This window comes from Stenotrophomonas sp. YJH_SMC_79, from assembly GCF_059367995.1.
This window is the reverse complement of the sequence record NZ_JCAFRK010000001.1, coordinates 491084-506000: the sequence shown is the minus strand read 5'-3', so window position 1 is coordinate 506000 and position 14917 is coordinate 491084. Positions and strand designations below refer to the sequence as shown.

12 protein-coding genes are annotated in these 14917 nt (G+C 67.6%); 5 read left to right on the top strand and 7 right to left on the bottom strand.

Annotation, left to right across the window (positions count from 1 at the left end):
• The first annotated feature begins 1 nt into the window (after position 1).
• Positions 2-1156, top strand: a complete 1155-nt coding sequence (locus AC5P57_RS02470; RefSeq protein WP_142807557.1) for an HlyD family secretion protein — start codon at positions 2-4, stop codon at positions 1154-1156.
• Between the two features lie 111 nt (positions 1157-1267).
• Here AC5P57_RS02470 and AC5P57_RS02465 read toward each other — a convergent pair whose 3' ends face one another.
• The 7 genes from AC5P57_RS02465 to creB all read right to left on the bottom strand — a co-directional run bounded on the left by AC5P57_RS02465 (position 1268) and on the right by creB (position 9080).
• Positions 1268-1759, bottom strand: coding sequence for a Fur family transcriptional regulator (locus tag AC5P57_RS02465; protein ID WP_004150412.1), 492 nt, complete (start codon positions 1757-1759; stop codon positions 1268-1270).
• Between the two features lie 34 nt (positions 1760-1793).
• Positions 1794-3197: a glutamate--tRNA ligase gene (gltX, locus tag AC5P57_RS02460; protein ID WP_262236195.1), complete on the bottom strand. Its 1404-nt coding sequence runs from the start codon at positions 3195-3197 to the stop codon at positions 1794-1796.
• A 154-nt stretch (positions 3198-3351) separates the two neighbouring features.
• On the bottom strand, positions 3352-4929 hold the full coding sequence (locus AC5P57_RS02455; protein ID WP_262236194.1) for a M20/M25/M40 family metallo-hydrolase: 1578 nt from the start codon (positions 4927-4929) through the stop codon (positions 3352-3354).
• A gap of 139 nt (positions 4930-5068) precedes the next feature.
• On the bottom strand, positions 5069-5479 hold the full coding sequence (locus tag AC5P57_RS02450) for a hypothetical protein (protein ID WP_099554748.1): 411 nt from the start codon (positions 5477-5479) through the stop codon (positions 5069-5071).
• Positions 5480-5489: 10 nt separating this feature from the next.
• Entirely contained in the window at positions 5490-6809 is a 1320-nt protein-coding gene (gene creD, locus AC5P57_RS02445; RefSeq protein WP_099554746.1) for a cell envelope integrity protein CreD, read from the bottom strand.
• An 81-nt stretch (positions 6810-6890) separates the two neighbouring features.
• Positions 6891-8351 carry a two-component system sensor histidine kinase CreC gene (gene creC / locus AC5P57_RS02440; RefSeq protein WP_099554744.1) on the bottom strand — a complete coding sequence of 487 codons (1461 nt, stop codon included), beginning with the start codon at positions 8349-8351 and terminating at the stop codon, positions 6891-6893.
• A gap of 3 nt (positions 8352-8354) precedes the next feature.
• Complete coding sequence (creB, locus tag AC5P57_RS02435) at positions 8355-9080, bottom strand: two-component system response regulator CreB (RefSeq protein ID WP_099554742.1); 726 nt, start codon at positions 9078-9080, stop codon at positions 8355-8357.
• Between the two features lie 35 nt (positions 9081-9115).
• Between creB and AC5P57_RS02430 the strand changes: the two genes are divergently transcribed.
• The 4 genes from AC5P57_RS02430 to AC5P57_RS02415 all read left to right on the top strand — a co-directional run bounded on the left by AC5P57_RS02430 (position 9116) and on the right by AC5P57_RS02415 (position 14890).
• The gene (locus AC5P57_RS02430; RefSeq protein WP_099554740.1) at positions 9116-9973 is read left to right on the top strand and encodes a 23S rRNA (adenine(2030)-N(6))-methyltransferase RlmJ; all 858 of its coding nucleotides are present in this window, start codon (positions 9116-9118) and stop codon (positions 9971-9973) included.
• A gap of 95 nt (positions 9974-10068) precedes the next feature.
• Entirely contained in the window at positions 10069-10614 is a 546-nt protein-coding gene (locus AC5P57_RS02425) for a GNAT family N-acetyltransferase (protein ID WP_004150340.1), read from the top strand.
• 149 nt (positions 10615-10763) lie between these two features.
• On the top strand, positions 10764-14228 hold the full coding sequence (mfd, locus tag AC5P57_RS02420) for a transcription-repair coupling factor (RefSeq protein ID WP_099554738.1): 3465 nt from the start codon (positions 10764-10766) through the stop codon (positions 14226-14228).
• Between the two features lie 44 nt (positions 14229-14272).
• The gene (locus AC5P57_RS02415; RefSeq protein ID WP_262236192.1) at positions 14273-14890 is read left to right on the top strand and encodes an HD-GYP domain-containing protein; all 618 of its coding nucleotides are present in this window, start codon (positions 14273-14275) and stop codon (positions 14888-14890) included.
• Positions 14891-14917: the final 27 nt, after the last annotated feature.

Sequence of the window (14917 nt, the reverse complement as noted above, 5' to 3'; positions counted from 1 at the left end):
CATGCCTCCCGTCCCGCCCCGCCCCGACGACACCGACAACGTTTCCCCTCCGCCGCCGACGGACGCGGCCCCCGCGCCCACGCCAGTCGAACCCGCCGTGGCGCCGAAGTACCTCAAGCCCAGCGCACGCAGCGTGGTGGTGATGGTAGTGGTGGCACTGCTGGGCATCGCGCTGATTCTGCGCGCGTGGCATCTGTGGCCGTTCACCAGCACGGTGATGGTGACCGACAACGCGTATGTGCGCGGGCAGATCACGGTGATGGCGCCACAGGTGAACGGCTACGTGACAGAAGTGCTGGTGAAGGACTTCCAGCACGTAAGGGAGGGCGAGCCGCTGCTGCGCATCGATGATCGCATCTACGCGCAGCGTGTCGCCCAGGCGCAGGCGACGCTGGACAGCGCACGCGCAGCACTGGCCAACTCCGACCAATCGCAGGCGCAGAACCGTGCGCAGATTGCCTCCGCGCAGGCTACGCTGTCGGCCGGGCAAGCCGAACTGCAGCGCTCGCGCAACGAGACCAGGCGCTACGAGGAGCTGGCCGCGCAACAGCTGGTATCGATCAACGACCGCGACAAGTTCCGCACCACCCAGGCCTCGGCGCAGGCCAGCGTGCAGCAGTCGCAGGCGCAGATCCGCATCGCCGAGGAAACGCTGGTGTCGACCCAGGTGGCGCGCAAGAGCCTGGAGGCCCAGGTGGAAAGCGCGCAGGCGCAGCTGGAACTGGCGCGCATCGACCTTGCCAACACGGTGATCCACGCGCCGCGCGACGGCCAGATCAGCGAAGCCAGCGTGCGCGTGGGCCAGTACGTCGCCGCCGGTTCGCAGCTGCTGTTCCTGGTACCTGACACGCTGTGGGTGGTGGCCAACTACAAGGAAGGCCAGACCTGGGGCATGGCGATCGGCCAGCCGGCCACGTTCTCGGTGGACGCGTTCCAGGGCCAGGTGTTGCGGGGTCGCGTGCAGGAGATCGCGCCGGCTACCGGGTCGGAATTCAGCGTGCTGCGCCCCGACAATGCCAGCGGCAACTTCACCAAGGTGGTGCAGCGGCTGCCGGTTCGGATTTCAATCAATGGGAATCAGGAGCTGGCAAAGCAGCTGCGGCCCGGCATGTCGGTGATCGTGCGGGTGGATACCCGCTCCAAGCCGATGGACTAGGACGCGGGCCCTGTCGCGCCGATATGAAACGGGGTCAGATCCCTTTGCCAATGGCAAAGGGATCTGACCCCGTTTCCAAAATGCCGGCCAGCGGCCGGCACTACCATTGCGCTAGCCGGCGCAGCGCGCGCAGAGGCCGTGTACTTCCAGGGTCTGCGCCTGCGGCTGGAAACCCAGCTCCTTGGCGCGCTTCTCCAGCTGGGTGACGATCTCGCGGTCTTCCAGTTCCACCGCGCTGTGGCAGCTGTTGCAGATCAGGAACGGCACCGAATGCGCGGCGCTGCTGGGATGGTGGCAGGCCACGAAGGCATTCACCGATTCCAGCTTGTGCACGAAGCCATTGGCCATCAGGAAATCCAGCGCGCGGTATACGGTGGGCGGGGCATCAGCGCCCACGCCCTTGCCGTTGCGCACCCATTCCAGCAGTTCGTAGGCCTTGACCGGCTTGCCGGCCTCGGCGATCAGCTTCAGCACATTGGCGCGGATCGGGGTCAGGCGCAGCCCGCGTTCGCGCGAGACGCGCTCGACCACCGCCACGAAATCCGATGCGTCGTGGACGTGGTGGTGCGGGGCGGTACAGGCAGTGGCGGTCTTGGCGGGCATGCGTGTTCTCCGGTTCGGGCCTGGCAAGGATGCCTCAGGCCGTTGCTACCTTGGTGATGGCCACATCAATGCGTTTCAAGGCCTGCTCGCGGCCGGCCAGGTAAACGGTATGGGAAATGTCAGGACTGACCTGGGTGCCGGTGATGGCCACGCGCAGCGGCTGGGCGACCTTGCCCATGCCGATTTCCAGCGCTGCGGCCGCATCGTGCAGGGCCACGCCCACCGACTCGGCGGTCCATTCCGGCAGGGCGGCCAACAGCTCGCGGGCCTTGCCCAGCGCTATCTCGGCACCGGCCTTGAAGTGCTTGGCCACGGCGGCTTCGTCGTACTCGGTCAGCGGCTGGTACCAGACCACGGCCTTCTCAGCCATTTCCTTCAGGGTCTGCACGCGTTCACGCAGGGCGATCACCACGTCCGCCGGAGCCGGGCCAGCGGCCACGTCCAGGCCCAGCTTCTGCAGCTGGTAGACCAGGTGCGGCACGATCGCGGCCACGTCCTCGGTCTTCAGGAAGTGCTGGTTGACCCAGCCCAGCTTGGCCATGTCCAGGCGCGAGGCCTTGGAATTGCAGTCCTTCACGTCGAACAGGTCGATCAGCTCCTGGCGGCTGAACAGCTCCTGGTCACCGTGCGACCAGCCCAGGCGGGCCAGGTAGCTCAGCAGCGCGTCCGGCAGGTAGCCGGCATCCTTGTACTGCATCACATCGGCGGCACCGGTGCGCTTGGACAGCTTGGCGCCCTGCTCGTCCAGGATCATCGGCATGTGGCCGAACTTCGGCACCGGCGCGCCGATGCCCTCGTACAGGTTGATCTGGCGCGGGGTGTTGTTGATGTGGTCGTCGCCGCGGATGACCTCGGTGATGCCCATGTCCCAGTCGTCCACCACCACCGCGAAGTTGTAGGTGGGGTAGCCGTCCGGGCGGAAGATGACCATGTCATCCAGCTCGCTGTTGGCGATCTCGATGCGGCCCTTGATCAGGTCGTCGAACACCACCGTACCTTCCAGTGGGTTCTTGAAGCGGATGACGCGGTTCGGGTCGTCCTTGCGCGGCAGGCCCAGTTCGCGCGCAGCGCCGTTGTAGCGCGGCTTCTCCTGCTTGGCCATGGCGGCCTCGCGCATCGCGTCCAGCTCTTCGCGGGTCTCGTAGGCGTAGTACGCCTTGCCGTCGGCCACCAGCTGCTCGGCCACTTCCAGGTAACGGGCGACGCGGTCGGTCTGGTAGATCGGGCCCTCGTCGTAATCCAGGCCCAGCCACTCCATCGCCTCCAGGATGGCGTCGATCGCGCCCTGGGTGCTGCGCTCACGGTCGGTGTCCTCGATGCGCAGCACGAACTCGCCGCCACGGTGGCGGGCCTCCAGCCAACAGTACAGCGCAGTGCGGGCACCACCGATGTGCAGGTAGCCGGTGGGACTGGGGGCGAAGCGGGTGCGGCAGGTCATGGACGGCTCGAGGAACGGGAATTCCCCGATTTTACCAGCCCTCCGCCCCCGACGGAAAAAGGGGACGGAGGGGATTAAGTCGCGATTGCCCAGCCTCTGGGCGTGGCAACCGGGAAACGGAGGGGAGAAACGACTTAATCCCCTCCGTCCCCTTTTACGGTTCTACCTTGCGCGGGAACGACTGCTCGCGCGTTGCGGCGTTGTAGGCAAACGAGGCGACGATGGCCGCGGCCTGCTTCAGGTCTTCCGGTTCGGCGTGGTCCCAGGTGTCCAGGTGGCTGTGGTGGACGTTGGTGAAGTAGTCCAGCCGGTCCTGGATGAACTGGAAGCCCGGCAGGCCGATGCGGTCGAAGCTGATGTGGTCGGTGCTGCCGGTGTTGCGGGTCGCCACGGTAGTGGCGCCCACGTCATGGAACGGCGCCAGCCAGGCTTCGAAGATCGGCATCGCCGCCAGGTTTTCCTGCGCGTAGATGCCACGGAAACGGCCCGAGCCGTTGTCCATGTTGAAGTAGACCTGGAACTTGCTGTAATCGCGGGTCTTCTGCAGCGCGCCGGTGGGCTCGCGCAGCGAGGCCGGCAGCGCCTTCTGTGCCGGGTCGGTGGGTTCGGGGAAACGACCGAAGTGCTTGGCCACATAGGCCTGCGAGCCGATCAGGCCCTGTTCCTCACCACTCCACAGCGCCACGCGGATGGTGCGCTTGGGCTTGGCGCCGGTCGCCTTGAGGATGCGCATCGCCTCCATCATCACCGCCACGCCGGCCGCGTTGTCGGCCGCACCGGTACCGCTGTGCCAGGAATCCAGGTGCGCGCCGATCATCACCACTTCATCGGGCTTGCTGCTGCCACGGATCTCGGCCAGCGTGTTGTAACCCGGCTGGTCGGCCTCGTCGGTGAAACGCGCGGCCACATCCACGCGCAGGCGCACGGTCTGCTTGGCCTCCAGCGCGCGCGCCAGCGGATTGAAGTGCTCGCTGATCATCGCCAGCTCGGGGATGCCCACTGACTCACCGGACTTGCGCGAACCGCCACCGGCAACCCGGATGATGCCGTTGTCCCAGCTGCTGATGCTGATCGAGGCCAGCGCGCCCTCTTCGACGAAGAACGCATTGACCTTGGCTGCCAGCTGCTGGCGTTCCTGGTACTCCTTGACCCGCTTGGCACGCTCGGCGGTGGCGTCCTTGTCCTTGGGCAGGGTGAATTCCTGCAGGCCCTCCAGCGAGGTGGCGTCGTGGCGATGCGAATCCGCCTCGGTGCCGCGCTTGTACTCGCGCGCCTCGCCCAGCAGCAGGATCCTGCCACGCAGCTTGCCGCGGTACTTCTCGATGTCTTCGGGCTTCTTGATCTCGACCTGGACCAGCTCGCCTTCAACCGGGCCCTTGGTGCCCGGCGTCCAGGCCTTGGGCAGTGCATGCAGCGGCTGCACGCGGTCACCCAGCATCTCCACGCTGGCCGAGGTGAACTCCCAGCCGCGCCCGAAGTCGTCGAAGGCTTCGTCGTGGACGTTGTCCAGCTTCCATTCGTTGAACTTGCCGCGGGTCCACGCGTTGGCGCGGCCCATCGCCGGCGAGTTGGTCAGGCGCGGGCCGATGCGCTCGGTGAGATAGCTGAAAGTGTCCATCACCTGCGAACGGTGGAAGGCCTCCTGGCGGATGCGGCTGACCATGTCCAGATCCACCGTCTCGCGCTGCTGCGCCCCTGCGTTGCCACCCATCGCCAGCGCTGCGGCCAGCATGCCCCACTTCAACACATCGCACCCCTGCCCTTCGGCTCGATCATCAACCCATCGAGTCTAGCCAGCAGGGGCGCGGCGATACCGTCCCATCGGTCATGGACAACAGTAGATCCACGCCATGCGTGGATGAACAGCCGAATCACCCATTCCACCCCAACCACAACTGCGCCCGCTCGGGCAGCAGCAGCAACCAGTGCCGCCGGTCGATGCTGCTGCAGCCGTACACCGCGGCGTGTGCGGGCCAGTCATCGGGCAGGCCACCGATACCGATCTCGGCCAGCGCCTCTGCCCCGGCCTTCCAGGGCCGGTAGCGAGGCACCTTGCCCGCCAGCGCACCGCGTCCCTGCCGTGCGCCCTGCAGCCAGCCCAGCCCCTTGCCCTGCAGTCCCTCGCAGGTCACCGCGGCCAGCTGGAAGCGGGCCAGACCGGGGGCGATCCGTGCCCCCGGCAGGGCCGCCAGCACGCCATGTGCCTGCAGCAGTGCATCCACTTCCAGCAGGGCCGGAATGCCCTGCCGTGCCCGTTGCCGCAATCCCTGGCGCCAGCCCATGGCGTGCTCCTTACTTCAGTTCTGCGCCAAGCGCGTACCAATCCACCCGGCGGGTCACCCACATCGCCAGCGCCAGGATCACGAACAGCAGCAGCGAACCCATCAGCAGCGCGTTGTTCTCCGACACCAGCAGGCCATACAGCGCGCCGTACAGCACGGTCAGCAGCGCCGCGAAGCCGAGGCCGCGCTTCCAGTGGCCCAGCACATTGGCCAGGTACACCGCCTGCAGGCCGATACAGGCCACGGCCGAAACCAGGTAGGCCTTCCAGAACGCGATGTGCTCGGACAGGCTGATCAGCAGCAGGAAGAAGATCGCCAGCGCCAGGCCCACCATCAGGTACTGCAACGGGTGGATGCGCAGCGACTTGATCAGCTCGAACAAGATGAAGCCCACGAAAGTCAGCAGCACGAACAGCACGCCGTACTTCGAGGCACGATCGGCCTGGGTGTAGGTATCGACCGGATCGACCAGCGACACCGTCACCGCCTGCGATTCGACCGCACCGTCACTGCGCAGCTGGCGCTGTGCGTCGGAGGCCAGCGAGGACACCGCCCAGCGCGCATCGAAGCCCTGCGCATCGACGCGGCGCTCGTTGGGCAGGAACGCACCGCTGAACGACGGATGCGGCCAGCTCGAACGCAGCGCGATGTGGGTGTCATCGCCCACCGGCACCACCGACAGCATGCGGCTGCCATCCAGGCGCAACTCCAGTTCAACGGTGCTGGCAGCCAGCGTGCCGCCCTGATCCGCAGCAAAACCGGCTACCGGTGCATGCAGGCCTCGCCCCACTTCGCTGGCCGCGCCAACGCCCGGCAGCAACCGAAGCTGCTTGCCATCCACGCGCAGGTTCGGCGTACCGACCAGGCCGCGCACATCGGAAATGCCCACCGCCACATACGGCTGGCCATAGCTGCGGCCGGCCTTCACCGGATAATCGTCCGCGGCAAAGGTCGCCTTCAGCTGGCCGTTCCAGCTGTACACCGGCACCTTGAACAAGCCGACTTCGCGCTGGCTCGGCAGCATCTCGCCGCCCACCTCCAGCGACGCCGGCATCTGCAGCCAGTGCCCTTCGGTGACCTGCACCTCGGTCTTCTTGACGCCCAGCGGGTCAACCAGTTCAACCTGCTTGCGTTCCACCCATGGCACCACCCGTACCGGGCCCACCAGCTGCTGTGCACCGGCGCGGCTGTCGGCCACCCGCGAGAAGGCCTCGTCACGGTACGCGCTGCGTTCGTTGATGACCCCGCGGATCATCGTCAGCGGAACCAGCAGCAGCAGGATCAGCCCACCGACAATGGCGAACCTCAGCAGCATCTTCAGGGATTTCATGGTCCATCCTCGTTGGAGAGGGCTGCAGGATGGACCGCCGTGGTGAGCAGGGTTTGTGGCGAATTTGAAGCGAGTGTGAAGTCAGCGGCGCGGGCGCTGGCCCGGCGCACCCAAGGGCAGCCACAGACTGGCCACGGTACCGCCGCCCTCGCGGACGTCGACACTGGCGCGTCCATCGTGCAGGCGCGCGACTTCCTGCACGAACGGCAGGCCCAGGCCGGAACTGCGCCGACCACTGCCCGGGCGGGCCAACGAATAGAAGCGTTCGAACACCCGCTCACGTGCGTAGTCGGGAATGCCTGCACCGCGGTCGGCCACCTGCAGGCGCACGCCCTGCCCGTCCACCTCGGCCTGCAACGCGACCTCCGCGCCGGCCGGGGAGAACGCAATCGCGTTGTCGATCAGGTTGTGCAGCGCCTGCCGCAACAGATAGCCGTCGCCCTGCACCTGCAGGTCGGGCACGCTGCCGATGCGGACCTGCACGCCCGCCGCCTGCGCGCGCACCTGCGCGGCCGCGGCCGCATCGGCCAACAAGGTTGGCAGCGCGATCGGATCACGGGTCTGCAGCCAACCGTGCTGTTCCACTTCAGCCAGTGCCAGCAGCTTGTCGATGGTCTCGGTCAGCCGCTCCTGCTGGTCGACAATGCTGCGTGCGAAATGCACGCGATCGGCTTCGGGCAGCGGCTCCTGCAGCAGCTCGGCAGCACCACGGATGGCCGCCAGCGGGCTTTTCATCTCATGCGTCAGCGACTGCACGTACTGCTCGACGTAGGCCTTGCCCTCCAGCTTGCGGCGCATCGTTTCCAGTGCCTGGCCGAGATCGCCGATCTCGTCGCGACGGCGCCGTGGCGGCGGCACCGGTTCGCCGGCGCTGACCGCGCGTGCATAGCGGCTGAGCTGGCCCAGGCCGGTGGTCAGCCACATCGTCACCAGCACGCCGACCAGCGCCGACAACCCGATCAACCAGGCGCCGCGCTCGATGATGGCGCGCTGGCTGGCGGCGATGAACGGATCGATGCTGCGGTTGGGCTGCGCCAGGCTGAGCACGCCGATCAGGGTGCGCCCATCGACCGGGTCGTACACCGGCGCCGCCACATGCATCACCGTATCGCCCTCTTCGCCAGCGATTTCAGGGCTGGAACGGGCGCCGTACTCACCACGCAGGGTGCGGTAGACGTCGTTCCAGCGCGAGTTGTCGCGCCCCAGGTCGCGGCCCAGCGAGTCGTAGATGACGATGCCCTTGGCGTCGGTGATGGTCACCCGGTAGTCCAGCGAACGCTTCGGGAAACGCCAGACCATCGCCTTCAGGTCGCGCTGCCGCGCCTTGGCCAGGTTGCGGGTGAAGCTGCCGCTGCGGATGGTGCCCGCCTTGACGTCGGCGGCGGCCATCTCGGCCAGCACGTTGGCGGCATCGACCAGGGTCGATTCCATCGCCTGGCGCACACCCGGCTTCACTTCGTTGACGAACACGCGCATCACGAAGAAGGCCGCGATGCCGGTGATCAGGAAGAAGCCCAGGAACAGCTTCAGCACCAGGCGCATCGGCTAGACCTCCAGCGCGTAGCCAAGGCCACGGTGGGTGCGGATCGGGTCGTCGCTGGCACCGGCCGCGCGCAGCTTGGCGCGCAGCGTCTTTACATGGGTATCAACGGTGCGGTCGGCACTGTCGGCGCTGCTGTCCCAGCCACGGTCCATCAGCTGGGCACGGCTGAGAATGGCGCCGGGGCGCTGCAGCAGCGCCTCCAGCAGCGCGTACTCGTAGCGGGTCAGGTCCAGTGCCTGGCCACGGAAGCGGATGCGCCGGCCTTCGCGGTCGATGGCGAAGGTGCCATGTTCCTGCCACCCCGCATCGGCGCTGGGCGCTGCCACGACCGGTGCCGCACGGCGCAGGCGCGCGCGCACCCGCGCCACCAGCTCGCGCGGCGAGAACGGCTTGGTCATGTAGTCATCGGCGCCCAGCTCCAGGCCGAGCACGCGGTCCACTTCGTCGTTGCGGGCGGTCAGGAAGATCACTGGCAGCTGGGCCGCCGGTCCGGGCTGCGCGCGCAGCCGCCGGCACACCTCGAAGCCGCCCAGGTCGGGCAGGCCCACGTCCAGCACCACCACATCGATATCCCCGGCCTGCAGCCGCTGCAGGGCCTCGCCGCCCAGCAGGCAGTGGCTGGCGGCATAGCCCTCACTGCGCAGCGCATAGAGCACGGTTTCGGCGATGGCGGCTTCGTCCTCGACTACCAGGACATGGGCAACGGGAGCTGTCATGGCGCGCAGCATAGCCGCTGCGGCCGCCGCCCCGTACACTGCCGCCCATGAACTATCGCCACGCCTTCCATGCCGGCAACCACGCCGATGTGCTCAAGCACATCGTGCAGCTGGCCCTGATCGACAGCTTCAAGCGCAAGGACAGCCCGTTCTTCGTGCTCGACACCCACGGCGGTGCCGGCCGCTACCTGCTGGCCAGCGAAGAGAGCCGCAAGACCCTCGAGGCCGAATCCGGGATCATGCGGCTGATGGCCCAGCCCAAGCTGCCGGAGGTGGTCGAGCGCTATCTGAAGGCGGTACAGGCCGACAACCCGGTGGGCGCGATGACCAACTACCCGGGCTCACCGCTGCTGAGCGCACAGGCCATGCGTGCGCAGGACCGCATGGCGGTGTGTGAGCTGCAGGAAGCCGAAACGGCCACGCTGAAGGCCCTGTTCGCCCATGACAGCCGCGTCGATGTGCGCCCGGGCGATGGCTATGCCCTGCTGCGCTCGCTGCTGCCGCCGAAGTTCAACGGCAGCAAGATCGGCCGTGGCCTGGTCCTGATCGACCCACCCTACGAGGCCCAGGACGCCGAATACCAGGCTGTTCTGGCCGCCCTGGCCGAAACCCTGGCGCGCTGGCCGCAGGCCACCTGTGCCGTCTGGTTCCCGATCAAGCAGCGCCGCACCATCCTGCATTTCCTGCGCAAGGCCAGCGCCCTGCCAGTGAAATCGGCGATGACGATCGAGTTCCTGGTGCGACCGGACGACTCGCCGCTGCGCCTCAATGGCAGCGGCATGCTGCTGCTCAACCCGCCCTGGCAGTTCGACCGGGTGGTCGGCCCGGCCCTGCCGGCACTGCGCCAGCACCTGGGTGAACCCGGTGCCAGCACCCGCCTGGATTGGCTCAAAGCACCCGAATAACGGCCTTCACGAGGCTGTACCGCCGTGAGCCTTTCGTTCACGGAATGCAGCCCCGGTGATGCCACAATCGATGGACCACCAAGGAATCACCCGGTATGGCCACTCGCAACCGCATGCCGCCCTGGCATGAGATCTTCAAGGCTCCCAGCGGCCACGAGCTGCTGATCCGCCCCATCCGCCCGGAAGATGGCGCACCGCTGCAAGCGGCGTTCAGCCTGTTCGGGCCGGAAGAAATCCGTGATCGTTTCCTGCAGGCGGTGACCGAGCTTTCGCCGGAAACCACCCAGCGCCTGACCCACCCCAATCCCAAGACCGAGATCACCCTGGTCGCAGCCGAATCCCTGCCCGCTGGCGAAGCGGTGGTCGGCGCGGTCGCCCGGGCCTCGATCATCCCCGGTACCCGTGAAGCCGAGTACGCGATCCTGATCAGCCGCTTCCTCATTGGCCAGGGCCTGGGCCGGCAGCTGATGCGCAAGCTGGTGAAGTGGGGCCGCGGCAAGTACCTGGACCGCCTGTACGGCGACGTTGCCGCCGAGAACGAGCCGATGAAGCAGCTGGCCGCCTCGCTGGGCTTCAAGCCGGTGCCGCACCCGACTGGCGCCGAAGGCCTGGTGCGGATGGTGCTGGAGCTGGACAACTGACGGATGCGCCGGGCCCCGCCCGGCGACGCTTTCCGGTAGTGCCGGCCGCTGGCCGGCATTGCGTTACCCCAACGGCACATGAGGCTGCCGGCCAACGGCCGATACGACCCACCGGGCTTCGATCGGGCTTCTGCTAAAATCCGGGGTCCATGTCGCGTACCTCATACCCCGCCCCGCCGCTGCCGCGCGCCGGCCAGCTCCGCGCCTGGTGGCGCGCCCCCGCCTCGCCGACCGCCCTGGCCTGGTACCTGGCCCAGGCCGCGCGTGCGCACGATGCCCCGCTGCTGGTGATCGCCCGTGACAACCACGGCGCCAATCAGCTCGAAGCCGACCTGCAGACCCTGCTGGGCAGCGACCCGTCACTGCCGGTGGTCGCCTTCCCGGACTGGGAAACCCTGCCCTACGACCGCTTCAGCCCGCATCCGGACATCATCTCGCAGCGCCTGGCTGCCCTGCACCGCCTGCCCGCGCTGAAGCGTGGCCTGGTGATCGTGCCGGTGCAGACCCTGCTGCAGCAGCTGGCCCCGCGCAGCTACGTGATCGGTGGCAGCTTCGACCTGAAGGTCGGCCAGCGCCTGGATCTGGAGGCCGAGAAGCGCCGCCTGGAAAGCGCCGGCTACCGCAACGTGCCGCAGGTGATGGACCCGGGCGACTTCGCCGTGCGCGGTGGCCTGCTGGACGTGTACCCGATGGGTGCCGACGAGCCGCTGCGCGTGGAGCTGCTGGACGAAGACATCGACTCGATCCGTGCCTTCGACCCGGAAAGCCAGCGTTCGCTGGACAAGGTCGAGTCCGTGCACATGCTGCCCGGCCGCGAAGTCCCGATGGACGAGGCCAGCATCGCTCGCGTGCTGGCCACGCTGCGCGAGCGCTTCGATGTGGATACCCGGCGCAGCGCGCTGTACCAGGACCTGAAGTCCGGGCTGGCCCCGGCTGGCGTCGAGTACTACCTGCCGCTGTTCTTCGAACGCACCGCAACCCTGTTCGACTACCTGCCCGACGGCAGCCTGCCGGTGGTCTGTGCCGGTGCCGGCGAAGCCGCCGAGGCGTTCTGGGCGCAGACCGGCGAGCGTTACGAACAGCGCCGCCACGACGTCGAACGGCCGCTGCTGCCGCCGTCGGCGCTGTACCTGTCGCCGGAGCTGCTGCGCGAGCGCCTGAACGATGCCCCGCGCATCGAGGTGTGGTCGGCTGACCACGCGCGCATCGCCGATGCCCATGCGTTGGGTGACCAGCCGCTGCCGCCGCTGCCGGTGGCCGCACGCGAGGCCCCCGCTGGCGACGCGCTGAAATCCTTCCTCGGCCACTATCCGGGCCGGGTACTGATTGCCGCCGATTCGCCCGGGCGTCGCGAGGCCCTGCTGGAAGTGCTGCAGGCCGCCGAGCTGAAGCCACCGGTAGTGGCCGACCTGCCCAGCTTCCTCGCCGACGATGCGCGCTTCGCGATCGCGGTGGCGCCGCTGGAGGATGGCTTCGCACTGGACGACCCGCGCATCGCGGTGCTGACCGAGCGCCAGCTGTTCCCCGAGCGCGCCGGCAGCACCCGCCGCACGCGCCGTGCCGGCCGCGAGCCGGAAGCGATCATCCGCGACCTCGGCGAACTGACCGAGGGCGCGCCGATCGTGCACGAGGACCATGGCGTCGGCCGCTACCGTGGCCTGATCGCGATGGACGTCGGCGGCATGCCCGGCGAGTTCCTCGAAATCGAATACGCCAAGGGTGACCGCCTGTACGTGCCGGTCGCCCAGCTGCACCTGATCAGCCGCTACTCCGGTGCTTCAGCGGAAACCGCGCCGCTGCATTCGCTCGGTGGCGAGCAGTGGAGCAAGGCCAAGCGCAAGGCCGCCGAAAAAGTACGCGACGTTGCTGCCGAACTGCTGGAGATCCAGGCCCGGCGCCAGGCACGTGCCGGCCTGGCACTGCAGGTCGACCGCGCGATGTACGAGCCGTTCGCGGCCGGCTTCCCGTTCGAGGAAACCCCGGACCAGTTGGCCGCGATCGATGCCACCCTGCGCGACCTGGCCAGCAGCCAGCCGATGGACCGCGTGGTCTGCGGCGACGTCGGCTTCGGCAAGACCGAGGTGGCCGTGCGTGCGGCATTCGCCGCTGCCAGTGCCGGCAAGCAGGTGGCCGTGCTGGTGCCGACCACGCTGTTGGCCGAGCAGCACTACCGCAACTTCCGCGACCGCTTCGCCGACTATCCGATGAAGGTCGAAGTGCTGTCGCGCTTCAAGACTGCCAAGGAAATCAAGGCCGAACTGGAGAAGGTGGCCGCCGGCACCATCGACGTCATCGTCGGCACCCATCGCCTGCTGCAGCCGGACGTGAAGTTCAAGGACCTGGGCATGGTCATCGTCGACGAGGAGCAGCGTTTCGGCGTGCGCCAGAAGGAAGCCCTGAAGGCGCTGCGCGCCAACGTGCACCTGCTGACGCTGACCGCCACGCCGATCCCGCGCACCTTGAACATGGCCATGGCCGGCCTGCGCGACCTGTCGATCATCGCCACGCCGCCGCCGAACCGGCTGGCGGTGCAGACCTTCATCACCCAGTGGGACAACGCGCTGCTGCGCGAAGCCTTCCAGCGCGAGCTCGCTCGCGGTGGCCAGCTGTACTTCCTGCACAACGACGTGGAAAGCATCGGCCGCATGCAGCGCGAGCTGTCCGAGCTGGTGCCCGAGGCACGCATTGGCGTCGCCCACGGGCAGATGCCCGAGCGCGAGCTGGAAAAGGTGATGCTGGATTTCCAGAAGCAGCGCTTCAACGTACTGCTGTCGACCACGATCATCGAGTCGGGCATCGACATCCCCAACGCCAACACCATCATCATCAACCGCGCCGACCGCTTCGGCCTGGCCCAGCTGCACCAGCTGCGTGGCCGTGTCGGTCGTTCGCACCACCGCGCCTACGCCTACCTGGTCGCGCCCGACCGCCGCTCGATCACTCCGGACGCCGAAAAGCGCCTGGAAGCCATCGCCTCGATGGACGAGCTCGGTGCCGGCTTCACCCTGGCCACGCACGATCTGGAGATCCGCGGTGCCGGTGAACTGCTCGGCGAGGACCAGAGCGGGCAGATGGCCGAGGTCGGCTTCAGCCTCTACACCGAGCTGCTGGAACGCGCGGTGCGCAGCATCAAGCAGGGCAAGCTGCCCGACCTGGATGCCGGCGAGGAAGTGCGCGGCGCCGAAGTCGAGCTGCATGTACCGGCACTGATCCCGGAAGACTACCTGCCGGACGTGCACACCCGCCTGACCCTGTACAAGCGCATTTCCAGCGCGCGCGACAGCGATGCGCTTCGCGAGCTGCAGGTGGAGATGATCGATCGTTTCGGCCTGCTGCCGGATGCAGCCAAGCATCTGTTCGCCATCGCCGAGCTGAAGCTGAAAGCCAACACGCTGGGCATCCGCAAGCTGGACCTGGGCGAAAACGGCGGCCGCATCGTGTTCGAGTCCAAGCCGAACATCGATCCGATGGCGGTGATCCAGCTGATCCAGAAACAACCGAACCTCTACGCCATGGAAGGGCCCGACAAGCTGCGCATCAAGCACCCGCTGCCGTTGCCGGAAGACCGCTTCAACGCGGCCCGCGCCCTTCTGACCACCCTCGCCCCGGGTTGATCGCCCCCGAACACCCCGCACCGGTCCCCACCCGGTGCGGGCGGATGACCATGTTCCCTGACGCCGTACCCGCCCCCGACCTGCTGCACGCGCAGGCCTGCCTGATCGATGCCCTCTCGATGTCGCTGCAGATGCGCGACGCTTACACCCGCCACCATTGCGACCGCGTTGGCCTGCTCGCGCAGCGCCTGGCCACGCACTGCGATCTCGATCACGATGCCTGTTCGCAGATCGGCCTGGCCGCGCGCTTCCACGACATCGGCAAGATCGGCATTCCCGACGATGTACTGCTGACACCGCGCCGGCATAGCGACGAAGAACGCGCGATCATGCGCGAGCATCCGGTGCGCGGCGAACACATCTTCCTCGCCACCGGCCGCAGCGACGCGGCACCGGTCGCACGCCTGATCCGCGCCCATCACGAGGCCTTCGATGGCAGCGGCTATCCCGATGGCCTGCGTGGCGAGAGCATTCCGCTGGGCTCACGCATCGTCACCGTTGCGGATGCCTACGATGCCATGACCAGCGTACGCCCCTACCGCGCGGCGATGGAACGCGAGACTGCGTTGCGCATCATCGACGAGCAGTCCGGCGGACTGATCGATCCCTACGTGCTGCAGCGCTTCCATCGCATGCTGGCACGGGAACCGGAGCTGGCCTGACTGATGCTCTGGCCGGCTCGTCGGTAG